This window comes from Methylorubrum extorquens (assembly GCF_024169925.1).
Taxonomy (GTDB): domain Bacteria; phylum Pseudomonadota; class Alphaproteobacteria; order Rhizobiales; family Beijerinckiaceae; genus Methylobacterium; species Methylobacterium extorquens_A.
In genome coordinates this window covers 189,725-214,273 of sequence record NZ_JALJXF010000001.1, presented here as the reverse complement: position 1 = coordinate 214,273, position 24,549 = coordinate 189,725, and the positions used below count along the sequence as shown (strand labels likewise).

The 24,549-nt window shown below is 71.2% G+C and carries 26 protein-coding genes and 1 riboswitch; of the genes, 14 read left to right on the top strand and 12 right to left on the bottom strand.

The window, feature by feature from the left end:
• Positions 1-3: 3 nt before the first annotated feature.
• Both J2W78_RS01100 and J2W78_RS01095 read left to right on the top strand, forming a co-directional pair.
• Positions 4-537: a dTDP-4-dehydrorhamnose 3,5-epimerase family protein gene (locus tag J2W78_RS01100; protein WP_253367256.1), complete on the top strand. Its 534-nt coding sequence runs from the start codon at positions 4-6 to the stop codon at positions 535-537.
• Positions 534-1,553, top strand: a complete 1,020-nt coding sequence (locus J2W78_RS01095) for an NAD-dependent epimerase/dehydratase family protein (RefSeq protein ID WP_253367254.1) — start codon at positions 534-536, stop codon at positions 1,551-1,553. The genes J2W78_RS01100 and J2W78_RS01095 overlap by 4 nt, the downstream gene beginning before the upstream one ends.
• Here the strand turns inward: J2W78_RS01095 and J2W78_RS01090 are convergent.
• The 6 genes from J2W78_RS01090 to J2W78_RS01065 all read right to left on the bottom strand — a co-directional run bounded on the left by J2W78_RS01090 (position 1,528) and on the right by J2W78_RS01065 (position 8,626).
• On the bottom strand, positions 1,528-1,926 hold the full coding sequence (locus J2W78_RS01090) for a response regulator (protein ID WP_253367252.1): 399 nt from the start codon (positions 1,924-1,926) through the stop codon (positions 1,528-1,530). The two genes, J2W78_RS01095 and J2W78_RS01090, sit on opposite strands and share 26 nt — an antisense overlap.
• Before the next feature lie 224 nt (positions 1,927-2,150).
• Positions 2,151-3,401, bottom strand: a complete 1,251-nt coding sequence (locus J2W78_RS01085) for an adenosylmethionine--8-amino-7-oxononanoate transaminase (protein WP_253367250.1) — start codon at positions 3,399-3,401, stop codon at positions 2,151-2,153.
• A 79-nt stretch (positions 3,402-3,480) separates the two neighbouring features.
• On the bottom strand, positions 3,481-6,327 hold the full coding sequence (gene gcvP / locus J2W78_RS01080) for an aminomethyl-transferring glycine dehydrogenase (protein ID WP_253367248.1): 2,847 nt from the start codon (positions 6,325-6,327) through the stop codon (positions 3,481-3,483).
• A 192-nt stretch (positions 6,328-6,519) separates the two neighbouring features.
• Complete coding sequence (gcvH, locus tag J2W78_RS01075; protein ID WP_253367246.1) at positions 6,520-6,882, bottom strand: glycine cleavage system protein GcvH; 363 nt, start codon at positions 6,880-6,882, stop codon at positions 6,520-6,522.
• A gap of 26 nt (positions 6,883-6,908) precedes the next feature.
• A complete protein-coding gene (gcvT, locus tag J2W78_RS01070; RefSeq protein ID WP_253367244.1) occupies positions 6,909-8,087 on the bottom strand; it encodes a glycine cleavage system aminomethyltransferase GcvT in 1,179 nt (392 codons plus the stop codon).
• Positions 8,088-8,234: 147 nt separating this feature from the next.
• A riboswitch (glycine riboswitch) is annotated at positions 8,235-8,336 on the bottom strand.
• Between the two features lie 59 nt (positions 8,337-8,395).
• Positions 8,396-8,626: a hypothetical protein gene (locus tag J2W78_RS01065; protein ID WP_253367243.1), complete on the bottom strand. Its 231-nt coding sequence runs from the start codon at positions 8,624-8,626 to the stop codon at positions 8,396-8,398.
• A 107-nt stretch (positions 8,627-8,733) separates the two neighbouring features.
• On the opposite strand from J2W78_RS01065, the gene J2W78_RS01060 reads away from it, so the two are divergent.
• Entirely contained in the window at positions 8,734-9,885 is a 1,152-nt protein-coding gene (locus J2W78_RS01060; protein WP_253367242.1) for an aminotransferase class I/II-fold pyridoxal phosphate-dependent enzyme, read from the top strand.
• 6 nt (positions 9,886-9,891) lie between these two features.
• On the opposite strand, the gene J2W78_RS01055 is transcribed toward J2W78_RS01060, so the two are convergent.
• Positions 9,892-10,752 carry a C40 family peptidase gene (locus J2W78_RS01055; protein ID WP_253367241.1) on the bottom strand — a complete coding sequence of 287 codons (861 nt, stop codon included), beginning with the start codon at positions 10,750-10,752 and terminating at the stop codon, positions 9,892-9,894.
• Between the two features lie 311 nt (positions 10,753-11,063).
• Here J2W78_RS01055 and J2W78_RS01050 point away from each other — a divergent pair, with 311 nt between their 5' ends.
• Positions 11,064-11,435 carry a hypothetical protein gene (locus J2W78_RS01050; RefSeq protein WP_253367240.1) on the top strand — a complete coding sequence of 124 codons (372 nt, stop codon included), beginning with the start codon at positions 11,064-11,066 and terminating at the stop codon, positions 11,433-11,435.
• Positions 11,436-11,451: 16 nt separating this feature from the next.
• Here the strand turns inward: J2W78_RS01050 and J2W78_RS01045 are convergent, their stop codons facing one another.
• From J2W78_RS01045 to J2W78_RS01035, 3 genes are all read right to left on the bottom strand, one after another.
• On the bottom strand, positions 11,452-12,138 hold the full coding sequence (locus J2W78_RS01045) for an SDR family NAD(P)-dependent oxidoreductase (RefSeq protein ID WP_253367239.1): 687 nt from the start codon (positions 12,136-12,138) through the stop codon (positions 11,452-11,454).
• A 200-nt stretch (positions 12,139-12,338) separates the two neighbouring features.
• Positions 12,339-12,524 (bottom strand): hypothetical protein, encoded by a 186-nt coding sequence (locus J2W78_RS01040; protein ID WP_253367238.1) that lies wholly within the window; start codon positions 12,522-12,524, stop codon positions 12,339-12,341.
• 62 nt (positions 12,525-12,586) lie between these two features.
• A complete protein-coding gene (locus J2W78_RS01035; protein ID WP_253373938.1) occupies positions 12,587-13,303 on the bottom strand; it encodes an MgtC/SapB family protein in 717 nt (238 codons plus the stop codon).
• A 287-nt stretch (positions 13,304-13,590) separates the two neighbouring features.
• On the opposite strand from J2W78_RS01035, the gene J2W78_RS01030 reads away from it, so the two are divergent.
• From J2W78_RS01030 to J2W78_RS00985, 10 genes are all read left to right on the top strand, one after another.
• The gene (locus tag J2W78_RS01030) at positions 13,591-14,586 is read left to right on the top strand and encodes an AAA family ATPase (RefSeq protein WP_253367237.1); all 996 of its coding nucleotides are present in this window, start codon (positions 13,591-13,593) and stop codon (positions 14,584-14,586) included.
• 5 nt (positions 14,587-14,591) lie between these two features.
• Positions 14,592-15,521: a DUF58 domain-containing protein gene (locus tag J2W78_RS01025; protein WP_253367235.1), complete on the top strand. Its 930-nt coding sequence runs from the start codon at positions 14,592-14,594 to the stop codon at positions 15,519-15,521.
• A gap of 123 nt (positions 15,522-15,644) precedes the next feature.
• Positions 15,645-16,106, top strand: coding sequence for a DUF4381 domain-containing protein (locus J2W78_RS01020; RefSeq protein WP_253367233.1), 462 nt, complete (start codon positions 15,645-15,647; stop codon positions 16,104-16,106).
• Between the two features lie 5 nt (positions 16,107-16,111).
• On the top strand, positions 16,112-17,131 hold the full coding sequence (locus J2W78_RS01015; RefSeq protein WP_253367231.1) for a VWA domain-containing protein: 1,020 nt from the start codon (positions 16,112-16,114) through the stop codon (positions 17,129-17,131).
• A gap of 11 nt (positions 17,132-17,142) precedes the next feature.
• A complete protein-coding gene (locus J2W78_RS01010) occupies positions 17,143-18,066 on the top strand; it encodes a VWA domain-containing protein (RefSeq protein ID WP_253367229.1) in 924 nt (307 codons plus the stop codon).
• Positions 18,066-19,016 (top strand): tetratricopeptide repeat protein, encoded by a 951-nt coding sequence (locus J2W78_RS01005; protein ID WP_253367227.1) that lies wholly within the window; start codon positions 18,066-18,068, stop codon positions 19,014-19,016. Before J2W78_RS01010 ends, J2W78_RS01005 begins: the two co-directional genes overlap by 1 nt.
• Positions 19,016-20,332 (top strand): hypothetical protein, encoded by a 1,317-nt coding sequence (locus J2W78_RS01000; RefSeq protein WP_253373937.1) that lies wholly within the window; start codon positions 19,016-19,018, stop codon positions 20,330-20,332. Before J2W78_RS01005 ends, J2W78_RS01000 begins: the two co-directional genes overlap by 1 nt.
• 88 nt (positions 20,333-20,420) lie before the next feature.
• Positions 20,421-21,497: a catalase family protein gene (locus tag J2W78_RS00995; RefSeq protein ID WP_253367225.1), complete on the top strand. Its 1,077-nt coding sequence runs from the start codon at positions 20,421-20,423 to the stop codon at positions 21,495-21,497.
• A 124-nt stretch (positions 21,498-21,621) separates the two neighbouring features.
• Positions 21,622-21,954: a hypothetical protein gene (locus J2W78_RS00990; RefSeq protein WP_253367223.1), complete on the top strand. Its 333-nt coding sequence runs from the start codon at positions 21,622-21,624 to the stop codon at positions 21,952-21,954.
• A 50-nt stretch (positions 21,955-22,004) separates the two neighbouring features.
• Complete coding sequence (locus J2W78_RS00985) at positions 22,005-22,985, top strand: DMT family transporter (protein ID WP_253367222.1); 981 nt, start codon at positions 22,005-22,007, stop codon at positions 22,983-22,985.
• Here J2W78_RS00985 and J2W78_RS00980 read toward each other — a convergent pair.
• Complete coding sequence (locus J2W78_RS00980; protein ID WP_253367220.1) at positions 22,946-23,236, bottom strand: hypothetical protein; 291 nt, start codon at positions 23,234-23,236, stop codon at positions 22,946-22,948. The two genes, J2W78_RS00985 and J2W78_RS00980, sit on opposite strands and share 40 nt — an antisense overlap.
• Positions 23,237-23,485: 249 nt before the next feature.
• Positions 23,486-24,541: a hypothetical protein gene (locus tag J2W78_RS00975; RefSeq protein WP_253367218.1), complete on the bottom strand. Its 1,056-nt coding sequence runs from the start codon at positions 24,539-24,541 to the stop codon at positions 23,486-23,488.
• Positions 24,542-24,549 lie beyond the last annotated feature (8 nt).

Genomic DNA, 24,549 nt, shown 5'->3' with positions numbered 1-24,549 from the left:
CCGATGACCTTCGAGGAACTCGCGCTGCCCGGCCTGTTCCGCGTCGTGCCCGAACCGCACGCGGACGAGCGCGGCTTCTTCGCCCGCACCCAGTGCGAGAGCGAGTTCGCGGAGCGGGGGCTGATCGGGCGGTTCACGCAATCGAGCGTATCGTTCAATCATCGCCGCGGCACCGTGCGTGGAATGCACTTTTCGAAGCTTCCCCACGCCGAGACGAAGCTCGTGCGCTGCACGGGCGGCGCGATCCACGATGCGGTGATCGATCTGCGGCCCGATTCACCGACCTATCTCCAAACCGCATCCGTGACGCTCTCGGCCGTGAACCGCCACGGCCTCTACATCCCGGCGGGCCTCGCCCACGGCTTCCAGACGCTCAGCGACGACGCCGAGATCCTCTACATGATCGACCGGTCCTTCGTGGCCTCCGCCGCGGACGGCGTACGCTGGGACGATCCCGCCTTCGGGCTCGCATGGCCCGAGCCGGTCACCGTCATCGCACCGCGCGACCTCGCCTTCCCAGATTGGGCGGGGCGGTGAAGCGGGTTCTCGTCACCGGCGGAGCCGGCTTCGTCGGGCGCCACGCGGTCGCCGCTCTGGCCGCTCGTGGTTTCGAGGTCCACGCCCTCGGCCGGACCGCGCCGGCGGATGTCCACGCCTTCCACGCCGCCGACCTGCTCGACCCGGCTCAGAGACGCGCCGCCGTGCAGGCCGCCTCGGCGAGCCACCTGCTGCATCTCGCCTGGATCACCACACCCGGCCGCTACTGGCAGGCGCCGGACAACCTCGATTGGACGGCCGCGAGCCTTGACCTCGTGCGGACGTTCCGAGAGGCGGGCGGCACCCGCGCAGTCGTGGCAGGGACCTGTGCCGAGTACGATTGGACAGAAATCGCGAGCCTCCCCTCTCCCCGCATGCGGGGAGAGGGTCGCGACGACAGGGTCGCCGAAGCCCTCTCCCCGCGTGCGGGGAGAGGGGGTGAAGCGGAGGTCCAAGAGGGCCGCCTTGTTGAATCCGCTCCCTGCCACCCCGCGACGCTCTACGGCGCTGCCAAGGACGGCCTGCGCCGGATCCTGGAAGCCTACGCGGCGACCGCCGGCCTCTCCCTCGCTTGGGTAAGGCTGTTCTACCTCTACGGCCCCGGCGAGACGCCGGGCCGGCTCGTCGGCGATGCGGCGCGGGCACTGCTCACGGGGCAGCGCCTCGCCACCAGCGATGGCCGCCAGCAGCGCGACTTTCTCCATGTCGCCGATGCCGGCGCGGCCTTCGCAGCCCTACTCGACTCGAACGTGGTAGGTTCGGTCAATATCGGCTCTGGCAACGCCGTGCCGGTGCGTCGCATTCTAGAAACGATCGGTGCGCTCACCGGACGCCCCGACCTGATCGATTTCGGCGCCCGCCCCCTCGGCCCGACGGAGCCGGCCTGCATCCAGGCCGACATCCGGCGCCTGACGGACGAGGTGGGATTCTCGCCACGCTACGGCCTGGAACAGGGTTTGGCGCAAACCGTGGCGGCTTGGCGCGCTGCGCTCAGCAATGCGGCATCAGCCCCTTGAGGCGGGCCAGGATATCCTCACCCGCGCAAGGGCGAGCGATGAACTGCGCGCCCTCCGGCATGCGCTCGGGATCGGGCGAGGCGCGGCCGGACACGATCAGGATCGGCAGGTTCGGCCGCGCCTGAGCGACGGAACTGGCCAGATCGAACCCATCGACCCGGCCCGAGAGCTGCACATCCGTCACGAGGCCGCAGATGTCGGGCCGCGCCTGAAGGATGGACAGCGCGCGCTCGGCGGAAGCGCATTGCACGGTGTCGTAGCCGCCCTCTTCCAGCACGTCGCCGAGGTCCATGATGGTCAGGGCCTCGTCCTCGACGATGAGGATGACGGGACGGTCGGCTTCCGGATTCGTCGTCTCGGTCTGGCTCGCCACCTTACGCTCTCCCCGATTTGCTCCAGCGGCCCAAGTTGCTCGCAGACTTGTTGTTGACAGAATTAGCCTGCTCACAGACCTCGTCCACTCACAGACTTGACCGTTTCCCGTGCCGGGAAGCGCCGCGCTGCGATCATCCAACGAGTAACCCCGCTGCGGGTTGCAGGGTCCCGTGGTTCTCTGCGGACAAGCTCGCAAGCTTCACGCCGCGCGGCGAGCTTCCCTCATGCCACAGCCTCGGTCACCGCCGTCACCGCCGCGATCAGACGGTCGAGGTCACCCGCATCGATGGTGAGTGCGGGAGTGAGGTAGACGATGTCGCCGAACGGGCGCACCCAGACGCCGCGCTCGACGAAACGCCGCTTGAGGTCGGCAAGATCGGGCGCACTCGCGAATTGCACCGCGCCGATGGCGCCGAGCACCCGAACGTCCCGTATACCGGGCAACCGGGTCAGGGGGGCGAGCCCCTCCTGCAAGCGTGCGGCGATCGCTTGAGCCTGTGCGAGCCGTGGCTCGGCCTCGAACAAGTCGAGGCTGGCATTCGCCGCCGCGCAGGCGAGCGGGTTCGCCATGAAGGTCGGCCCGTGCATCAGGGCCGCCGAGGCGTCGTCCGACCAGAAGGCGGAAAAGATCTCGGTGGTGGCCACCGTGGCGGCGAGCGCCATCGTCCCGCCGGTCAGCGCCTTCGACAGGCAGAGGATGTCGGGCACGATGCCGGCCTGCACGCAGGCGAACATCGTTCCGGTCCGGCCGAACCCGGTGAAGATCTCGTCGGCGATGAGCGGCAGGCCGTGGCGGCGGGCGAGGCGGGCAACCGTGGCCAGAGTCTCCGGCGGATGCATCAACATCCCGCCCGCCCCCTGCACCAGGGGCTCGACGATCACCGCCGCGAGTTCGTGGCGGTGGCGGGCGAGCATCGCGTCGAGGGCCGCCTCCGCCTCGGCCGTGCGCGGCAGTTCCGCGAAGACCTGAGCCGGCAGGTAGGCGCCGAAGCGGCGGTGCATCCCCTCCTCGGGGTCGCAGGCCGACATCGCGCCCATCGTGTCGCCGTGATAGCCGCCGCGGAAGGCGAGCACGCGGGTGCGTCCGGTCTCGCCGCGGTTGAGCCAGAGCTGCACCGCCATCTTCAGCGCGACCTCGACGGCGACCGAGCCGGAATCGGTGAAGAAGACGTGGTTGAGATCGCCCGGCAGCAGCCCGGCGAGGCGCGCGCCCAATCGCTCGGCCGAGGCGTGGGTGAGGCCGCCGAACATCACGTGCGGCATCCGCAGGAGCTGGTCGGCCATGGCCGCGGCGATGTGCGGATGGTTGTAGCCGTGCACCGCCGTCCACCACGAGGCGATGCCGTCGATGAGTTCACGCCCGCCCTTCAGCGTGATGCGCGTGCCCCGCGTTGCGATCGCCTCCAGCGGCGGCGCGGCGGTCTTCATCTGGGTGTAGGGGCGCCAAAGGTGGTGGTGATCGAGCGCGGTCATGCGCGGGGATTGAGGGGTGGCGCTGACGGAGTCAAACGCGCACAGCCCCTCCCCTGATGGGGAGGGGCACGCGGCGGCTCTACTCCGCCGCCTCGCCGTAGGCCTCGGTCGGCGGGCAGGAGCAGACGAGGTTGCGGTCGCCGTAGGCGTTGTCGACGCGGTTCACCGGCGGCCAGTACTTGTCCATCCGCAGCGACCCCGACGGGAAGCAGGCGGCCTCCCGCGAATAGGGCCGCTCCCAGGCGCCGATCAGATCCTGCACCGTGTGCGGGGCGTTCTTGAGCGGGTTGTTCGCCCGGTCCATCCGCCCGTCCTCGATCGCCCGGATCTCCTCGCGGATCGCCAGCATGGCGTCGCAGAAGCGGTCGATCTCGGCCTTGGTCTCGGATTCCGTCGGCTCGATCATCAGCGTGCCCGCCACCGGCCAGCTCATGGTCGGCGGATGGAAGCCGCAATCGATCAGGCGCTTGGCGATGTCCTCGACGGTGACGCCCGCGCTCTTCTGGAAGGGCCGCACATCGACGATGCACTCGTGCGCGACGCGGCCGTTCCGCCCGGCGTAGAGGATGGCGTAGACCCCATCGAGCCGCCGGGCGATGTAGTTGGCGTTGAGGATCGCCACCCGCGTCGCCTGTGTCAGGCCGCGCCCGCCCATCATCAGGCAGTAGCTCCACGAGATCGGCAGGATCGACGCCGAACCGAAGGCGGCGGCCGAGACCGCGCCCTCCTCGCCCGAGCGCGAATCGGAGGGCAGGAACGGGATCAGGTGCGTCTTCACGCCGATCGGCCCCATGCCCGGCCCGCCGCCGCCGTGGGGAATGCAGAAGGTCTTGTGCAGGTTGAGATGGCTGACGTCGGCGCCGATGTCGCCGGGCCGGGCCAGCCCGACCATCGCGTTGAGGTTGGCCCCGTCGAGATAGACCTGTCCGCCGTGCCGGTGGACGATGTCGCAGAGTTCGCGCACCCGCGCCTCGAACACGCCGTGCGTGGACGGATAGGTGATCATGCAGGCGGCCAGCTTGTCGGCGTGCAGCTCGGCCTTCTTCGCAAAATCCTCGACATCGATGTTGCCGTGGGCGTCGGCGCCGACCACGACCACGCTCATGCCGCACATCTGGGCCGAGGCCGGGTTGGTGCCGTGGGCCGAGGACGGGATCAGGCAGACGGTGCGGTGCCCCTCCCCGCGCGCGAGGTGGTAGCGGCGGATGGCGAGCAGCCCCGCATACTCGCCCTGCGCGCCGGAATTCGGCTGCATCGAGATCGCGTCGTAGCCGGTGATCGCGCAGAGTTTCTGACTAAGATCGTCGATCAGCTCACGGTAGCCCAGCGCCTGATCCTCCGGCACGAAGGGGTGCAGCTCCGAGAATTCCGGCCAGGAGATCGGCAGCATCTCGGCGGTGGCGTTGAGCTTCATCGTGCAGGAGCCGAGCGGGATCATCGCCCGGTCGAGCGCCAGATCGCGATCGCTGAGCCGGCGCATGTAGCGCGTCATCTCGCTCTCGGCCCGGTTCATGTGGAAGATCGGGTGGGTCAGGTAGTCCGAGGTCCGCTCCAGCTCCGCCGGCAGGCGCGGCTCGGGATAGGCCTCGTCATAGGTCAGCTCGGTGCCCCCGAAGGCGCGCCACACCGCCTGGATGATGTCGGGCCGGGTGCGCTGATCGACGCTGATGCCGATGCGGTCCGTGCCGATGCGGCGCAGGTTCACTCCGTTCTCGACCGCGCTCTTCAGGATCACGCCCTGGAACGCGCCGACCCGCACGGTGACCGTGTCGAAGAAGTGCGCGGGCTCGACCGCGAAGCCGAGCCGTTCCAGCCCCGCGGCGAGGCGCACGGCGTCGCGGTGGACGCGCAGCGCAATGGCCTTCAGCCCGGCCGGCCCGTGATAGACCGCGAACATCGAGGCGATGACGGCGAGCAGCACTTGGCTGGTGCAGATGTTCGAGGTCGCCTTCTCGCGGCGGATGTGCTGCTCGCGGGTCTGGAGCGCGAGCCGGTACGAGCGGTTGCCGCGGGCATCGACCGAGACGCCGACGATGCGGCCGGGCAGCGCGCGCTTGTGGGCGTCGCGGGTGGCGAGATAGGCGGCATGCGGACCGCCATAGCCCATCGGAACGCCGTAGCGCTGCATCGAGCCCACGGCGATGTCGGCACCCATCTCGCCCGGCGCCTTCAGCAGCGTCAGCGCGAGCGGGTCGGCCGCGACCGCGGCGAGCGCGCCGGCTTCATGCAGCCCGGCGATGAGATCGGAAAAATCGTGAACCGCGCCGTTCACGCCGGGATACTGGAACAGCGCCCCGAACACCGCGGACGGGTCCAAATCGACAAAGGGGTCGCCGACGACGATCTCCCAGCCGAGCGGGGCCGCGCGTGTCTTCAGCACGGCGATGGTCTGGGGCAGGCAGTCGCGATCGACGAAGAAGGCGTTTTTCGCCGACTTCGCCACGCGCTTGGCCATGCCCATCGCCTCCGCCGCGGCGGTCGCCTCATCGAGCAGCGAGGCGTTGGCGACGTCGAGCGCGGTGAGATCGCAAACCAGGGTCTGGAAGTTGAGCAGCGCCTCGAGCCGGCCCTGGCTGATCTCGGGCTGGTAGGGCGAGTAGGCGGTGTACCAGGCCGGGTTCTCGAAGATGTTGCGCTGGATCGCCGGCGGCATCGTCGTGCCGTGGTAGCCCTGGCCGATCAGGGAGACGAGTAGGCGGTTCTTGTCGGCGGTGGCGCGCAGCTTTTCGAGTGAGCGCCGTTCGGTGAGCGAGACGCCGAAATCGATGTACTCGGCCTGCCGGATGTCGGGGGGCAGCGTCTCGTCGATCAGCGCGTGCAGCGACTTGGCGCCGACCGTCTCCAGCATCTGGTCGATCTCGGAGAGCTTCGGGCCGATATGGCGGCGGGCGGCGAAATCGAAGGGGTCGTGGCGATCGTATTTCATGGGGGGCAGCCTTTCGAAGGCGGATGCCGCGCGCCGAGCCACCCGCTCCGTCCCCTCTCCTGAGGTGCTGCGAAGGCAGCCTCGAACGAGGGCTCCAGGGATCACGGCGGGTTCTGGAGGTCTCCTTCGAGGCCTCCGCTGCGCTCCGGCACCTCAGGATGAGGGCGATGGGTGGGACAACTCGGGCTGGCGCTACTTTGCGAACGCCGCGTAGGCCGCCTCGTCCATCAGCCCGTCCATGGCCGACGGATCGTCGAGCTTGAGCCGGTAGAGCCAGCCGCCGCCCTGCGGGTCGGTGCCGACCGAGGCCGGGTCGCCGACCGCCGCCTCGTTGACCTCGGTGACTTCGCCGGAGAGCGGCGCGTAGACGTCCGAGGCCGCCTTGACGGACTCGACCACGGCGGCCGCCTCGCCCTTGTTCAGCGTCGCGCCGACCTTCGGCAACTCGATGAAGACGAGGTCGCCGAGCTGTTCGGCGGCGTGCGCGGTGATGCCGACCGTGGCGACGTCGCCATCAAGGCGCAGCCATTCGTGCTCGTCGGTGAAACGCAGCATGATCAAAACTCCTGACACGAGAGGGATCAGCCGCGCTTGAAGCCGGCTGGGACGAAGGGAAGCGGGGAGACGACGAGGGGGAGCCGCTGGCCGCGCACTTCGGCGAAGACGCGGGTGCCGGGGGCGGCGAGGGCCGCCGGCAGGAAGCCCATCGCGACGGGCGCCCCGAGGCTCGGGCCGAAGCCGCCGGAGGTGACGCGGCCGACCGGCTCGCCGCCGGCCTCCGCAGCGAAGAGCGGGGCGTCCGCCCGCACCGGCGCTCGGCCCTCGGGGCGCAGGCCAACGCGGCGGCGGGACGGCCCGGTCGCCACCGCGGGGAGGATCGTGTCCGCACCCGGAAAACCGCCTTCGCGGGCGCCGCCCCTCCGGCGGGCGGGCGAGATCGCCCAGGCGAGGCTCGCCTCGACCGGGCTGGTGCCGGGATCGATGTCCGCCCCGTGGAGCGGCAAGCCGGCTTCGAGGCGCAGGGAATCGCGGGCGCCGAGGCCGACCGGCAGCACCTCGGACTCCGCGAGCAGGGCTTCAGCCACGGCCTCCGCGCGCTCGGCCGGCACGGAAATCTCGAAGCCGTCCTCACCCGTATAGCCGGAGCGGCTGACAAGGCAGGGCGCGCCGAGGATCGCGACCGTGCGCACATCCATGAAGCGCATCGCCTCGGCCTCGGGCGCCAGCCGCGCCAGCACCTCGGCCGCCTTCGGGCCTTGCAGCGCGATCAGCGCATCCGGCACGAGCCTCAGATCGATGCCGTCCGGCAGATGGGCGCGCAGATGCGCGAAACCGGCGGCCTTGTTGGCGGCGTTGACGACGATCTGGAGCCGGCCGGGCAGGCGCGCGACCATGAGGTCGTCGAGGATGCCGCCGGCCGCGTCGGTGAGGAAACCGTAGCGCTGGCGGCCTTCGGGAAGCCCGAGGATATCGATGGGGATCAGCGCCTCGAGCGCGCGGGCCGCCTCCGCGACGTCGCCGGAGCGGGGCGTCAGCGCGATCTGGCCCATATGCGACACGTCGAACAGGCCGGCGGCCGCCCGCGTGTGCAGATGCTCCTTCAAGAGCCCAGCGGGGTATTGCAGCGGCATCGCGTAGCCCGCGAACGGCACCATCTTGGCGCCGAGGCGCCGATGGAGCGCGTGCAGCGGCGTCTGTGCCAGCGGATCAGCGGAAACGGGGGCGGCAGGACTCAAGGCCCCGGCAGCTTGCAGACTCATCGGGCACTCCGCGACAGACGGATCTTGCCCGCCGGCCGGCTGGCAAGTTGCCCCCATCTGTCACGCTTACCTGAGAGCTTCCCTCACTCAATATTCGAGCGAGGTTTCTCCTTCGGTGGGCGCCGGACGGCGCCTCTCTCCAGATTGTCCAACGATACGGTGATTGTGCCTGAGAGTTTCCGGGGGTGGTTGCTCCGTCGGCGCCATGACTCATCTTTCGATGGGCCTGGGCTCTCCCGTATCGTCTGTATCGGACACCGGAAGGCTCGCACTTTGCGCCCCCTCGCGCAAGCCAAGTCAGGTGACGATCAGCGCATCATGTTGCGCAGCCGGCAATAGCCGCGGAAGCTTTCGTAACCCGCCGGGCAGCGGCGGAGGCAGGCCCCGGCCGCGTATTTCAGCGGCGGGCGGCAGGCAGTGCGGAAGCGCTGCTCGCCGAACAGGTAGGATTGAGCCGGGCCGGCCGAGGTTGGCACCGGGCTGACCAGGTAACCGGCAAAGACCATCAGCAGAAGGACGACGCAGCGAAGGCGCGGCATGGCGGGGGTTCCGGCAGAGCCTGTGCAACGCGCCGCCCCGCACGGGGTTCGCCGCGCCCGTCCCCGTCGGCTTGACATCCCCCGAGCGCCGTCGCCTTCAACGTGCCATGTCGCCGAACCCCTCTCACAGCCTCGACGCCTTCGCCGGAGAGAAGCTCGCCAGCCTCGAAGCCGCCGCCCTGCGCCGCCGTCTGGCCGTGACCGCCCGCGGCCCCGAGGCGGCGGCCGAGCGGGGGGGCCGTGCGCTCATCTCATTCTCCTGCAACGATTATCTCGGCCTCGCCCACGATCCGCGTGTGATCGCGGCAGCCACCGAAGCGCTGGCCCGCTACGGCGCGGGCGCGGGCGCCTCGCGGCTGGTGACCGGCAATTCCCCCCCGCTCGCGGCGCTGGAGGAGCGGCTCGCCCGGCACAAGGGCAAGGAAGCCGCGCTGGTCTTCGGCTCGGGCTATCTCGCCAATCTCGGCATCGCCCCGGCCCTCGTCGGCGCGGGCGACCTGATCCTGATCGACGAACTCGGCCATTCCTGCCTGTTCGCCGGAGCAAGGATGTCGGGCGCGCGGACCGTGCGCTTCGCCCACAACGACATGGCGCAGTTGCGCGCGCTTCTCGCCGAGCATCGCGGCGCGGCGCGGCGGGCGCTGATCCTGACCGAGCGGGTGTTCAGCATGGATGGCGACCGTGCGCCGCTCCCCGAGATCCTGGCCATCGCGGAAGAGTACGACGCCTGGACGCTGGTGGACGACGCCCACGGCCTCGGCGTGGTCGAGCCTGGCCAGCGGGCGCCGCTCGAAATGGGCACGCTGTCGAAGACGCTGGGCTCCTATGGCGGCTATCTCTGCGCCTCACGGCCCGTGATCGACCTGCTGACGAGCCGGGCGCGCAGCCTCGTCTACACCACCGGCCTGCCGCCGGCCTCCGCTGCCGCCGCGCTCAAAGCGCTGGAGATCGTTGGAGCCGAGCCGGATCGCGCCGCCCGGCCGCTGGCGCTCGCCCGCCGCTTCACCGCCCGCCTCGGCCTGCCCGAAGCGATGAGCCCGATCGTGCCGGTTCTCATCGGCGCGGCGGAGGCAGCACTCGCCCTCTCTGCGGCATTGGAGGCACGCGGCTTCCTCGTGGTGGCGATCCGTCCGCCGACGGTGGCGCCGGGCACCGCCCGGCTTCGGGTCGCCTTCTCAGCGGCCCATGACGAGGGGCAGGTCGATGCCCTGGCCGAGGCTTTGGCCGCACTGGCGCCGGAGAGCGTCCGCGCCGGCTGAACGCCCTCAGGTGATCGGATCGAGCCGGCGGATCGAGGTGACGGCGCCAAAACTCTTGGCCGAGATGCGCTCGACCGCCTCGCGCAAAGGCTCCACCGCCACCGCCATGTGATGGCCGTTGGCGTGGATGAGCCGGTCGGCGTCGAGCATCAGCCCGACATGGCCCTTCCAAAACACGAGGTCGCCGCGCCGCAGCTCTTCGAGCCCCGGCGGGAGGGCGTCGCCGAGGGCCCGCTCCTGCTGGTCCGCATCGCGGGGGCAGGCAAGACCCGCGGTTTCCAGGCAGAGCTGGACGAGGCCCGAGCAATCGAGGCCGAGGCTGGTGCGCCCGCCCCAGAGATAGGGCGTGCCGACAAGCCGCTCGGCGGTGGCCGGAAAATCGGGCACGGCGGTCCCAATCGGCACGGCATGGCCGGCAAAGACGTAGCCGCCGCTGGCAAGCCGCCAATACTCGCCCTCCTGCGCCTGCACCGCGAAGGCGGCGCCGAGGCTGAGATGGGCGACATGCGGGCGCTTCAGGTCCGGCGCCGGGTAGACGAAGGTGCGCAGAGCCGCGACCCGGTGGGTCGGCGCCGGATCGATGGCCCCGAGTGCGGCCTCCGGCAGGTAGCCGACATAGCCGTCGCGGGCGATCTGACCCCAGGCGAACCCGTCACGGCGCTCGAACACCGTCACGGCGTCGCCCATCACCGCCTCGGTTTCAAGCCCGGCTTCGAGGCGCGGCGCGCGGCGTAAGGGGGCTGAGGGCACGACGATCCGTGCCGGCTCGCCCGCGACGTAGCGCTCCGCCGTCACGACGCCTTTCAGGCGGATGTCGGCGAGGTCGGACCGGGCCGGGGTGAGGCGGGGATCGCGTGTGTCTGGCATCGTGGAGCGTGCGTGACGCAGGATCGGGGCGGGATTCGGGATGTGCGATCACAAAGCCACCGATTTTCGCGCGGCCCGTCGATCTCCGGATTCGGGAACCCATTTGCTGCGCTGCCGCGACACTATGACCGCCACGGGTTGTATCCGCCGGATGGCCCCGTCAACGAATGTGCTGGCGCCGACTCACATCGGCGCGCATCCTGCATGCTCGACGAGCGGGGCGTCCGCCCGGCAAGCCATGCGGCCGGCGGTCCGTCACGTCCGATTTGTGTGCAATGCACAAACCAGACGGGCCGTCCTATGATCGGTGCATGAAGACCGCGAGTCGTGCCGTGAAAAAATCTCCGAAGAGCTTTCAGGATCTGCCTCCGATCCGGGTGCGGCGCGAGCCGCCCACGGTCGCCGAGGCGGTCGCCGCCGCCCAGGATCTGGCCGACGACGTCGAGCAGCAGGTGGAGATCGCCTGCGGGCTGATCGGCCTCGCCCCGGACGAGGTGCGCCCCCATGTGGTCGCCGCCGCCAAGGCCGCGGCGGCGCGCCCGGCGCACCGGCCGCTGGAGCAGCGCATTCTCGCGCCAACGAGCCCGAACCGCGCCCCGCCGCGGGCGGTGATCGTCGAACGCCGCAGCCGCCCGACCGTGGTGGTCGAGCGCCGCAGCCGGCCCCTCGACCCGCGCCGCTGACGAACCACCGGACGATTCACCAGGGCAGCGTCTCGCCCCGGTGGTCGAGAAAGGCGAGATCCGGCCGGCCGGCTCTCGCCTCGATCACGTCCGCCAGCCCGGCCGCGCTCGTCGCCACGTCGAGGTCTGCGCCCTCACCGCCCATATCGGTGGCGACCCAGCCCGGATGCAGCAGCAGCACGCCGAACGCGCGGTCGGCGTGGCGCGCCGCGAAGCTCCGGGCGTTGGTGTTCAGCGCCGCCTTGCTCGCCCGATAGTTCTCCCAGCCGCCCTCTGTGTTGAGGCCGACGCTGCCGAGCACCGAGGACATGAAGGCGAGCGTGCCGCCGGGCGCAAGAGTCTCGGCAAAGGCGTCCGCGAACAGGATCGGGCTCACCGCATTGGTCAGGTAGACCTGTGCGTGGACCGCCCGCGACACCGCGTTGAGCGGCTTGTCCGCCTCGATCAGCACGCCGGCCACCACGAAGACGAGATCGAATTGTTCGTGCCGCGTCCGTTCGTGCAGGGCGGCAACGGACGCGTCGTCGTCGATATCGACCGTTTCGACCCGCACACCCTCCGCCGCCAGCCGTTCGAGACCGGGCGCGGCCCCGCGCCGGGTCGCGGTGACCTGCCAGCCGCGCCGCAGGAAGGTCTCGGTCAGCCCGAGCCCGAGGCCGCGGGAGGCACCGACGATCAGGGCGTGTTTCCGGGGATAGCTCATGGTGATGATCCAGCAGTCCTGACTTCAAGCTTTGTTCGCGTTGCCGAGAGACAGGTCTCGTCCAATCCCTCCCCTCATCCTGAGGTGCGGAGCGAAGCCTCGAAGGATCTTCCCGTCATCGCGCGGGATCTGGAACACCCTTCGAGGCCGGCTCGCGCGGGCACCTCAGGACGAGGGCGCGGATTGGATACGAAGGCCGATCAGCCGAGTTCCGCGCCGACAGAGGGACCGTCGAGGGCGCTCTTCAAGCCCTCATGAAACTTCGGAAGTTGCTCGGCACCGACGAGAAGATCCGAGAGTGTGAAGCGCCGCGGCTTGGCCGGTGGTTCGGTGGGCCGTGTCGAGCGTGCCTTGCCCGTGTCACCATCCCTTACGAGCTTCGCCATGCCATGCTTCCCTCGGCTGTGGCGACCACGGTGGCATGGTCCGGCCGCCCGAGCGAGCCGCCTCAATCCCCCGTCTGCACCGACCACGTCGCGTGGCGTACCTCCGGCCGCTTCTCCAGATCGGCCACCACGGCGTCGAGATCCTTGGCGTGGACCGTGGTGGCGGTGAGCGTCGCGATGACGTCGACGGTGGTCTCGCCGCGCTCCTCCACCTCGGTCGAGCCGACGGGGTAATCCGCCGCTTCCAGGCGCTCCACCAGCAGGTCGCGGGCGAGGCCGGCGGTCTCGGCCGGCACCGTCACCTGCACGGCGTAGGTCGCCTCGGTCGCGCTCTCGTCGATGGGGATGCGGTCGATGAGGTTGACGAGCGGGCGCAGCAGCGTGTTGCCGGCCAGCACGGCGATGGTGACGAAGCAGGCCTCCAAGGGCAGGTCGGCCCCGGCGAAGGCCCCGACGGCCGCCGCGCACCAGAGGGTCGCGGCGGTGTTGAGGCCGCGCACGTTCATCCCCTCCTTCATGATCACGCCCGCGCCGAGGAAGCCGATGCCGGAGACGACGTAGGCGACGACGCGGGTCGCCCCCTCGCCGCCGGTCAGCCGCATGCCGAGATCGACGAAGGCGGACGCGCCCAGTGCCACCAGCACGGCAGTGCGCAAGCCCGCGCTGCGCTGCCGATACTGCCGCTCGACCCCGATCAGGGTGCCGAGGCCGAAGGCGACCGCGAGGCTGATGCCGGAATTCACGGCTTCGGGCGTGGGGAAGGGAAAGGGGCCGGGCATGGAGCGTTCGGTGACCATTTTGGTGTCGCGCGGTTTCCCCGCTGTCGCACGAGCGTGACGGTTGCGTGACGAAACGTCACCGATCCGAACGCACACCCGGTCGCGTGCGGTCAATTTGCCCATGGCCAGGGCCGCCGCGCGGGATTGACGCGGCGACCGGGCAGCGGGCACACCGGCAGGATTGTGGGAGCCTTAAGAAAAACCCACGCTGAGGAGACGCGCATGCGGCAGGATCTTTCTCCTGCGACGAGGGTCGAGGCTCGACCGGCATCGGCGACGGTGATCGTATGAGCGTCGAGGCACTCGCCCGGCCCGCAGTCGGGGCAACGCCCGTCCGCGACCGCATCCTCCAGCTCCGCGACGGGCTGAGCCACGGGCTGATCGGCGCCGACAAGCTGGTCGAGCGCCTGCTGATCGGGCTGCTGACCGGCGGCCACCTGCTGATCGAGGGTGCACCGGGGCTCGCCAAGACCCGCGCGGTCAAGCGCCTGTCGGACGGGCTCGACGGCTCCTTCGCCCGCGTGCAATGCACGCCGGACCTGATGCCCGCCGACCTCACCGGCACCACCGTCTGGCGCCAGGATGCCGGCACCTTCGAGTTCCTGCCGGGACCGCTGTTCCACTCGCTGATCCTCGTCGACGAGGTGAACCGCGCGCCGCCCAAGGTGCAGTCGGCTCTACTGGAATCCATGGCCGAGGGGCAGATCACGGTGTCGGGCCACACCCACCGCCTGCCCGACCCGTTCATGGTGGTGGCGACGCAGAACCCGATCGAGCATGCGGGCACCTTCCCACTGCCCGAGGCGCAGCTCGACCGCTTCCTGCTCCACGTCGTCGTCGAGATGCCGGACGAGGCCTCCGAGCGCCGCATCCTCGATCTCGTCGAAGGCGAATTGAACCACCACGCCGAGGCGATGCCGGTAAAGCTCTCGGTCGCCGAGGTGATCGCTGCCCGGGAGGCCGCACTCGCGACCTACGTCTCGCCCGCCCTCAAGGATTATCTCGTGCGGCTCGTGGCCGGCACCCGCGGCGACAGCGTCGCGCCGGAGCTGCGCGCGGCGATCGAGCACCCGGCCTCGCCCCGCGGGACGCTCGCGCTGATGGTCGCCGGCAAGGCCCGCGCCTACCTGCACGGCCGCGACCACGTCGTGCCCGAGGACATTTCGGAGCTGGCCGCCGACGCCCTGGCGCACCGCATCGGCCTGACATGGCGCGCGGCGGCCGAGGGGCGCACCACGCGGGGCATCATCGGCGGGTTGGTCGAGCGGACGCGGGCGCTGTAGCCGTCATGACCGCGACTGCGGCGCCTGCCAGCGACCTGACCGACGCCCCCGGCATCCATCTTTCGGGCGCCGGGCTCATGAGCCTGCGCCATCTCGCGCGGCGCGGCGTCTCACCCGCGACCCGCACCATCGCCGGGCTGCCCGGCGGCATCGTCACGCGCAAGCGCGGGCGCGGCTCGGAGCCGGACGACGTGCGGCCCTGGTCCGAGGGCGACGACCGCCGCTTCATCGACCGCAACGCCACCGCCCGCACCGGCGAACTGCATGTGCGCACCCACCACGACGAGCGCGACCGCGCCGTGGTGCTGCTTGCCGACTTCCGGCCCTCGATGCTGTTCGGCACCCGGCGGGCACTGCGCTCCGTGGCGGCGGCGGAGGCGCTGACGCTGCTCGGCTGGCGCATCGTCGGCGATGGCGGGCGCATCGGCTTGATCGTGGCGGGAAGGGCCGAGCCCGCCGTGATACGACCGGCCGGCGGCGAGCGGGCGATGACCGCCGTCACCGGTGCGCTGGCCCATGCCCACGCCGAAGCCCTCGCCGGCCCGGCGGCGGACGACCCGCCGCTCACCGACACGCTGGCGCTCGCCCGCTCGCTCCTGCCCTCGGGCGGACACCTCGTCGTGGCGAGTGCGCTGGATGCGCCGGGGCCGGATTTCGAGAGCCTGATCACCGCGCTGGCCGAGCGGCTCTCGATCCGCCTTCTGCTGGTCAGCGACGCCTTCGAGCGGGCACGCCCGGCCGGCCTCTACCCCTACGCTCTGCCGGGCGGACAGCGCGGCACCGTCCAGGCCGACCGCAGGGCCCAGCCCGCCGACGCGATCGACCCGCGCCTCGCCCGCCTCCATGCCTGCGGTGTCGAGGGCCTGCGCATCGACGTCGAGGCCGGGCCGGAGAGCTACGCCCCCCTGATGGAGCGGCTCGATGCGGTGTTGTGAGGTCGGGAGCGAATCCCCCTCTTCCCGGACGCGGACAGAGAGGGCGGCTCGCTCTGTCGACGACGAGGTCGGCAGAGCCCTCTCCCCGCGTGCGGGGAGAGGCGATGCGCGGAAGGGAGAGGCATGACGGCCCCGACCCCCGATCTCTCGACCCTGCGCGGCCTGCATCTCCCCACCGCCGGCACCAGCGCGGTGCAGCCCGAGATGGTGGCCGCCCTGGCCCTCGGCTTCGGCCTCGCGCTGCTCGTCGGACTGATCCGCATCGTTCGCGCACGGCGCGGCGCGTCGGTGCGCCGGGCGGCCCTGCGCGAGCTGGCGCTGGCCGGAAACCTCGAACCGCAAGCCCGCCGCGTCGCGCAGGCCCGGCTGCTGCGCCGTGTGGTGCGCACCCTGAAGGGCGAAGAGGCGGCGCGCACCCGCGGATCGGACTGGGCCGCGACGCTCGACACCACCTTCGCCACCGACTTTTTCCGCTCCGGTCCCGGCCGCGTCTTCGCCGACGACCTCTACCGGCGTCCTGAAGCGACCGATCCCGCCGCCATCGATGTCGGCCTCGGCCGCCTGCTCTCACAGATCCGGGCCTGATCCGAATGCCCGCCTGGTTCACGGCCCTCGCCTCCGCCTTCGACTTCGCGGCGCCGCTCGCCCTGCTGCTCCTGCCCCTGCCGCTCGCCGCCCGGCTGATCCCGCCGGAGCGCCAGGGCGGCAGCGGCGCCTTGCGCGTCCCGCCTTCTCTCGTCGGCACGGCGGAGCACGCCGAAACCATCGCAGCCCGCGGCCGGCGCCGCCTCTGGCTCGTCGGAACGCTCTGGGCGGCGCTGGTCGTCGCGCTCGCCGGTCCCCGCCTCATCCTGCCCGCGACCGCGCTGCCGGCCTCGGCCCGGGAGATCGTGCTCGCCCTCGACCTCTCGGGCAGCATGGAGCGCAAGGACTTCTCCCTCGACGGCGAGACCGTCAGCCGGCTCGCGGCGGTGAAACGCGTCGGCGCCGAGTTCATCCGCCGCCGGGCCGGCGACCGCATCGGCCTCGTCGAGTTCGCCGATCAGGCCTACGTCGCCGCAGCCCCCACCTTCGACACCGCCACCGTCGCCCGCACCCTGGAGGAGGCGACCATCGGCCTCGTCGGGCGCTCCACCGGCATCGGCGACGGGCTCGGCCTCGCGCTCAAGCGCCTCGCTCCGGCGCAAGTCGCGGCGGCCGACGGCGAAGGGCCGTCCCCCGCCCGTGACAAGGTCGTCGTGCTGCTCTCTGACGGGGCCAACAATGCCGGCCAGACCGCGCCGAAGGACGTCGCGGCCCTGGCCAAGGAACTCGGCGTGCGCGTCTACACCATCGCGCTCGGACCGATCGACATGGCCGACAACCCCAACAACGAGCAGGACGTGGTCGATGTCGAGACCCTGCGGACCATGGCCGAGACCAGCGGCGGCCGGGCGTTCCGCGTGAAGACCACCGACGACTTAGAGAATGTCGCCAACGCCATCGACGAATTGGAGGGCGGGCGCGCCAAGGCACCGCCGCTGCCCCTGCGGCGCGACCTCTGGCCCTGGCCGGCAGCGCTCGCCTTCCTCTGCGCCTGCGGGCTCCTGGCGACGCGGCGCAGGATCTGAGCGGGAATCGCATGATCGAATCCCTCACCCTGCTGCGCCCGCTCTGGTTCCTGGCGGTTCCCATCGTGGCTCTGCTCGCGCTGCGCGCGGCGTGGCGCTCGGCGCCGCTGGGCGACTGGAACAAGGCGGTCGATCCGCACCTGATGGCGCTGTTCGCGCGCCGCGGCGCGGTGCTCGGCGGGCGGCGGCAGGCCAACCTCGCCGCCGCGCTCGCCGCCGGCATCCTGGCGCTGGCGCTCACCGGCCCGGCCATCGAGCGCCCGGAGGCCGCGACCTTCCGCAACCTCGACGCCACGGTGATCGTGCTCGACCTGTCCCGCTCGGTCACCGAGGGCGGGCGCTTTAAGGAGGCGCGGCAGGCGGCGGAAGCGGTGGCGGAGGCCGCGGGCACCCGCTCGCTGGCGCTGATCGTCTTTGCGGGCGACGCCTACACCGCGCTTTCGCCGACCAACGACCGCGAGAGCCTCGCCACCACCCTGTTCGCGCTCGATGCCGACACCGTGCCCGACCGGGGCAGCCATCCGGAGCGTGGGCTCGCGCTGGCCCGCCGGACGCTGGCCGAGGCCAACGTCGTCGCCGCCGACGTGGTGCTGATCTCCGACGGTGACGGGATCGGGCAGGCCGCCGAGCGCGAGGCCGCGGCGATCCGGGACCGGGGCTGGCAGCTCCACGCCCTGTTCGTGCCGGCCGGCAAAGCGCTGCCGCCCGGCGCGCCGCGCCCCGACCGGACCGCCCTCGACCGGCTTGCGGGCACGGGCGGCGGACGGGCCGCCGACATCGACGCCTCCGGGGCGGTGCTCGACCGCGTCGGCGCCTCGACCGCCCAGCACCTCGCCGCGAACGGCTACGGCGTGCTCGCCTTCGCCGATCTCGGCCGCTGGCTGCTGCTGCTGGCGCTTTTGCCCGCCCTCCTCTTGTTCCGCCGGAGCGCGTGATGCTGGCGTCTTTCTCGCCTCGCCCCTCTGCTCGCCCCTTCGTCCGATCGACACCGCTGCGGCGGATGCTGCCCGTCGCCTTCCCGCGCCACTGGCGGCGGCTGGCGCGCATCGCGGGACTGGCGCTCGCGGGCGGCGGCCTCCTCGGATTGCTGCTTGTGTCGGAACCGCGCACGACGCTGGGCCGCTTCCTGATGGCGGCCGGCCTGCCCGGCGCGGCGCTTCACGTGTTCGACACCCCCGCATGGCGCGCCGCCGCCCTCTACGAGGCCGGGCGCTACAATGAAGCGATCACGCTGTTCCGGGCGCAGGGCAAGCGCGGCGCCTACAACCTCGGCAACGCGCTCGCCCGCTCCGGCGACCTGCAAGGCGCGCTGGAAGCCTACGACGAGGCTTTGACCTACAACCCGCGCGACGCTGACGCGCAGGCCAACCGCTCGCTGATCGCCAAGGCCCTGGAAGAGGAGATCGACCGCGGCAAGGGCGGCGGCATCGCCAATGCCTCGGCGCAGTACGGCGCCCGCTACAACAACACCGCCAACCAGGACCAGAACGACGACATCCGCGCCACCGCCAGCGGCGAGGGTCTGGCCGGCAACAAGGAGGGCGGCTCCTCCGCCTCGCTGCCGGGCACGAGCCCGGTGGCCCGCCGTGGCAAGGCCGAGCAGCAGGCGGTCGATTCCGGCAAGGGGCAGGCTCGCGGCTCGGCCAGCGACGCCGCCGGCCGCGGACGCCAGGGCGCCGGCTCGGCCATGGTCGCCGCCGCGCCCGAGCGCGAGGCGCGCCGGGTCACCAAGAGCTTCGAGGCGCACGCGATCCACCCCGACCGGCTCTGGCTCCAGACCCTGCCGGACGAGCCCGGCCGCTATCTGAAGCTGCGCCTCAAGGCCGAGCAGGCCCGCCGCATCGAGGCCGGCACCGCCATCCCGGGAGGCAGCAACCCGTGGTAATTCTTTTCGACGTCTTCAGGCGCGTCACCCGATCCCGCAAGGGAGAGAGGGGACCGTTGGCGACCCTCCTCATCCTGCTGGCCTTCGCCGCCCCCGCTCACGCCATCGAGCCCGGCGACCTCACGCTGACCGTGACGCCCGATCTCCCCGGCGGCGTACAGCCCTTTGCCCGCGAGATGGTGCTGCTGCGCCTGCGCGGGGTCTACCGCACGCAGATCCTGCTGGAGGAGGTGCGCCAGCCCGCCCTCGTCAACTTCTCCTGGACCCAGCTCGGCCGCGATAGCTGGGGCCGCACGCGGATGCCCGACGGGCAGATGGCCCTGGAATTCGAGCGCACCATCGCGGTCTTCCCGCAGCATACGGGAACCTTCACCGTCGATCCGTTCGTCCACCGCCTGACGATCAACGACGGCGGCGAGCGCAAGCAGATCGACGTGCGCTCCGAGCCCGTCCCCTTCCCCGTGGCGGCCTGGACCGGCGCGAGCGGCGGCCCCGACACGGCCGAACCGTGGTGGCTGCCGGCGCGGGACGTGGCGATCACCGATTCCTGGGATCCCGACCCCGAGACGCTGAACCAGGGCGAGACCGCCCGCCGGATCGTGACGCTCGAAGCGCAGGGCATGCTCGCCGAGGGGCTGCCGCCGCGCCCCGTCATGCGCACCCGCGGCATCATCACCTTCGCCGGCCCGGTGAAGCGCGAGTTGATCATCACGCCCTCCGGTCCGGTGGCGCGGGCGACCTACCAGTGGGACATCAAGAAGGGCGTGGCCGAGGTGATCCCGCTCGATGCGATCAAGATCCTCTGGTTCGACACGCTGACGCGCACGATGCGCGAGACTGAGATTCCCGCGCGCCAGATCGGCGGCGGCCTCACCGACCGGGCGGAGGATCTCAAGGCCGCGGGGCCCGCCGCGTGGTCCGCGCTGGCCGCGGCGGCGCTCGCCGCCTTCGGCCTCGGGCTGGCCTTGATCGGCTTCCGCACCGGTCCGGGCTGGCTGCAACTCGACCGCGGGCAGGCCCGTGCCCTCCGGCTTGCGGCGGCCGCGGGCGACGCGTCGGCGTTCCGGACGGTGCTCGGCCGTGCCGCGCAGGCGCAGCCGGATCTTGCCGCGCTCTGGCAGGCGGAGCCGGATCTGGCGCGCGACCTCGCCGCCCTCGACGGCCACGTGTTCGGCCGGGCTGCGTCCGGCGCGGAGCCCGTCGATCTGCCCGGCCTTGCTCGGCGGCTCGGCCGGCGCCGGAGGCGCGGCACTTCGGCAGGGCTCGCGCCCGCTCCCCGGCTGGCTCCCCTCGACGGCCCGGTCGCGCAAGCGTGACCGGGTTAGCGGTGAACAGCTGCGACCGGCCTTGGTTTGGTTCCAGACCGGCCCTGTGAGGGCCGGCGGATCCACCACGAGGCCGGACGTGAGCCCTGCGATTCCCTATCATCCCTCCGTCGAGCAGCCGCGCACCGACGAGGCCGACATCCACGCGCAGATGCTCGCGACCTTCGCGAAGATCCAGGAGACCACGTTCGAGGATTACGGCCGGGCGGTGCGGGGCGTTCACGCCAAGGCGCATGGTCTGCTCACCGGTCGGCTCGAAATCCTCAACGATTTGCCGCCCGAACTGGCGCAGGGCCTGTGCGAGAAGCCCGGCACCTACGAGGCTGTGTTGCGCTTCTCCACCAATCCCGGCGACATCCTCGATGACAGCGTCTCGACGCCGCGCGGCCTCGCGCTGAAGATCGTCGGCGTCGAGGGCGAGCGCCTGGAAGGGGCTGAAGGCACGAGCCAGGATTTCGTGATGGCCAACGCCCCCGCCTTCACGGCGCCGGACGATGCGGCCTTCCTCAAGAGCCTGAAGCTCCTGGCTGCGACCACCGACACGCCGCAGGTGTTCAAGAAGGCGTTCTCGGCGGTCCTGCGCGGCGTCGAAACGGTGCTCGAAGGCTTGGGTACCAAGAGCCCGACCCTGATCGCGATGGGCGGCCATCCGGAGACGCACATCCTCGGCGAGACGTTCTACAGCCAGGTCCCCCTGCGCTGGGGCGCCTACGTCGCCAAGGTCGCTGTGGCACCGGTCTCGCCCGAACTGACGACGCTGACGGGCGCGAGCCTCAACGTCAACGGCCGGCCCAATGGCCTGCGCGAAGCGGTGACCGCGTTCTTCGCCGAGAATGAAGGCGTGTGGGAGCTGCGCGCGCAACTGCGCACCGACGAGGAGACGATGCCGGTCGAGGACGCCTCGAAACCCTGGCCGGAGGAAGCGAGCCCCTACATCGCCGTAGCGCGTCTCACCGTTCCGCGGCAGGACGCGTGGAGCGAGGAGAAGGTGCGCCGGATCGACGACGGGCTCGCCTTCAATCCCTGGCACGCGCTGGCCGCGCACCGGCCGCTCGGCGCGGTCATGCGTGCCCGCCGGGCCGCCTACCCGGCCTCCGCCGGCTTCCGGGCCGCGCATAACGGCTGCCCGATCCACGAGCCGGGCGCGCGAGGGTGAACGACAGCGGCGCGCCCTCCGTCCCGTCTTCCCGCGATCCGCGGCCGGACACGCCTTTCTCGGCATCCCGCCAAGCACCGGCGGAGTGATACGGTTTTCGCGGGGCGCGCGGGAAGGAGGCTGGATGCGAGGGATTCCAGCACTTCTCGCGCTGCCGGCTCTGATTGTCCTGGACGCTCTGCTCGTCGGCGGGATGTTCCTCTACCAACCGGCCGGCGGCGAAGTCTTCACCGTCGTGCTGCTGGCCGGTGCATTGGCCGCCGCCGTCACGCGGCGGCGCTGGCTCCTGTTGGCGACGCAGAACCTCGTGACGGCGTTGGCGGCTGTGCGTCTGGTGCAGTTGACCGATCCCATCGCGCCGGGGGAGAGCATTCCGGTCCTGGTCGCCCTGTTGCTCGGCAACCTCCTGGCGTGGCTGGTGGCAGGCGCCTTCCCACAGCGGCCCGGCTGGATTTGAGGCTCGCTCGGACACGTCCGCCACCGCGCAGCAAAGGAACCGACGTGACCGTGAGACAGCCCGCGGCGGCACCGACGCCTGTCCGCGATCCGCGTCGCCTCGTCGGCATCGCCCTGATGTGCGTCGCACCGGTATTCTTCGCCAGCCTCGATGCCACGGGCAAGGTCTTGGCGGGCGCGGGCGTCGATCCGCTGCTCACCACCTTCATGCGCTACGCGGTGAACGTCGCGCTGGTGACCGCCTTGATCAATCCGGTGACGCGGCCGGGCGTGGCCCACTCGCGGCGCCTGCCGCTCCAGATCCTGCGCTCGCTGCTGCTGTTCGGTTCGACCGCCTGCAACTTCCTGGCGCTACGCTCGCTCCAACTCGCCGAGACGATCTCGATTCAGTTCGCCGCGCCGCTGACCGTCGCGCTGCTCGCAGGGCCCATGCTGGGCGAATGGTCGTCGCGGATGCGGCTCGCGGCGGTGGCAACGGGCTTCGTCGGCGTCCTCGTCATCGTGCGGCCGGACGCGCTGGCGGCCAAACCGGCGATCCTGTTCAGCCTCGGCGCGATGCTCTGCTACGCGGTCTACGTGATCGTGACGCGTAAGCTCGCGGCCCATGATTCGACGGCGACGACGGTGTTCTATACCGGGCTCGGCGGGCTCGCGGTGATGAGCCCGCTCCTGCCGTGGATTTGGACGGCTCCGGCCTCGGGCACGGTCTGGGCGCTGCTGGTCGCGGTCGGGCTGTTCGGCACGATCGGGCACTGGCTGCTGGTGCTGGCCCATGCGCGGGCGCCGGCGAGCCTGCTCGCACCCTTCATCTACACGCAGATCCTGTGGTCGGTGCTGCTCGGCTACCTGCTGTTCGGCGACGTGCCGAGCGCCTGGACGATGCTCGGCGCCGGCATCATCGTCGCCTCGGGGCTCGCCCTCCTCGCGGAGGATGCCCTGGTGCGCAGGCGTGCGCGGCGGAGAGAGCCTCCCCCGCACACGACCGCGCTCACTCAGCGGTGGCGGTGGTGGCGCGGATGGTGGCGGCGGTGATGGTAGGCGCGGTTCGAGCGCATCCGGGTGCGGTAGGCGCGCCGGCCGGGATCGATGCCGAGCACGCCGTTGACGCCGCCCACCGCACCGCCGACGGCGCCGCCCACGATACCGCCGATCGGGCCGGCAACGCGATCGCCCTCGGCCGCACCGCGGCGCATGCCGCCCGGAATGCCCTGGGCCTGAGCCTCACCGGCGATCGGCATCAGGCAAAGCATCAACCCTGCGGCAGCAATGGCGAAACGTCTCATGGCGGCGATTCCTCGTTGGGAATGAACACTTGCCGGTGCTTCACCCCAACGGGTTGCAACCGGATGCCAGCCAACGAAGCGTTGCCCTTACCGGTTCCGGCAAACCGCCCCGCCATCCCCAGGATCCGTGACGAACGGGGGCGTTCCCCTCCGCCTCGCAGACGAGCGGCCGCCGTTTGAGACCCGGCAACGAAGAACGCCGGCCCCTGGCGGGAGCCGGCGTTCTGGAAAGTCTGTCGATGGAGCCGGTCAGGTCTGCTGCGTGCGGCGGGGCCGAACCTGCCAGCGCTCGAACGCCTCGGTCACTTCCTCGTCGCGGCCCGGCTCCTGCGGGTTGCGGATCGCGGCGCCGAGCGCCTTCGAGAGGCTCTCGATCACGTCGTCGATGCGCGCATCCGGCGGCAACCGCTCGCCGGACTCGGCCGCAGGCTTCTGAGCCTCGGCGGTCTCGGCCGCAGGCCGAGCCTCCTCGGGCTTGGCGGCCTCGGTCGGCGCGGGCTCCTCGGAAGCGGCCGGCTCGAGCGCTGACGCCTCGGCGGGCGCAGGCTCCTCCGCCTCAGGGGCTTCGGGCGTCGGCTCGGCAGCGGCCGGGAGAGGCTCTTCGGAGGCCTGAGGCTGCTCCTCCGTCTTGGTCTCGGGCGGCGTTGCCGGCTCCGCCACCGCCGCCGCGAGGAGCGCCTCAGGAACCGGCGCGGGTTTCGGCGGCTCGGGCGAACGCGCCGGAACGTCGCGCGGGGGCGACGCGGGCTTCGACGGGGTAAAGGGCGGACGATTGGAGCCAAAGCGCGGCTCGATCAGGTCGAGCACCGCATCGAGGGCAGCGTTGCTCAGGGGGATGTCGCCCGGATTCGGAACGCCGGTGATCGCGATCGACTGGCCATCATAGGCCTTGTCGGTCGTCACCTCGGCACCGAACCAGACCGGCGGCGTGAAGCCCTGGGCGGCGGACGCATCGGTAAAGACGAGGCTGACGATGTCGAGGCCAGACGGACGCACGTAGCGATCGACCAGCGCCTCGACCGAGCCACCGAGCGAGACCGTGGTGCGCTCGTAGACGGCCCGGCCCTGGCAGACGTCGAGGAGGGCGTCACCGTGAGCGCGCGGCACCTCGGTGCGCTCCTCGGCCATCGCCCCCTCGGCACCGGTCATCAGCACGAGGAAGCAGTTGGTGCCCTGCAGCCGCACGAACGACGTCCGCCCGGCCTGCGGCGCGAAGTAACCTTCGGTGACGCGGGCCCCGCCCCGCTCCTTCCGCAGGAGACGGACCAGAGAGGGCGCCACGAGAAACCGGCGAACGACACTCATTCACTTCC